The 424-nt window shown below is 42.5% G+C and carries 2 protein-coding genes; both read left to right on the top strand.

The features are described 5' to 3' along the window. Positions 1-219, top strand: a 219-nt coding sequence (locus FLX07_RS36040; protein WP_208762586.1) for a DUF8096 family protein, incomplete at its 5' end; no start/stop codon positions are given. Positions 220-224: 5 nt separating this feature from the next. Continuing rightward, on the top strand, positions 225-424 hold a 200-nt coding region (locus FLX07_RS37310), incomplete at its 3' end, for a hypothetical protein (RefSeq protein WP_208762585.1).

Genomic DNA, 424 nt, shown 5'->3' with positions numbered 1-424 from the left:
GTTCTATCCAACGATGTAGGACACGGAGGTACAGCGAAAATGGAGGAAAAATACGAGACTAACGGCATTGATACGTCGATCACTTACGAATACAAGGAATTTCCGGACAAGCGCGCAGGACGATGCGACAACTGTGACTATACGCTGTTCAAAAGCTCGGTGAAGAGCGGAAAGTTTTTGCGCGAATGTAGAAGATGCGGAATGAAAAAGAATATATAAAAGAGGTGTATCGTTTGGACTTATTGCAAGAAATCATTCACTTACGAGAAAGAGAGCAATCGGTTAACAAAACGGCGTATGAGCAAGACGGCGGAAGAAATCCAGGAGCAATTATCACATATAAACCTATTGGAGATTCGAGACACCGTTTTCTAGGAATCAATCTTCACGGATGGAACATTTCCGTGGAAGAAGAAGAAAAAAG

This window comes from Microbispora bryophytorum (genome assembly GCF_006874465.1).
GTDB classification, from domain to species: Bacteria; Actinomycetota; Actinomycetes; order Streptosporangiales; family Streptosporangiaceae; genus Microbispora; species Microbispora bryophytorum.
The sequence above is the reverse complement of the archived record's forward strand: the minus strand, read 5'-3'. Positions and strand labels throughout refer to the sequence as shown.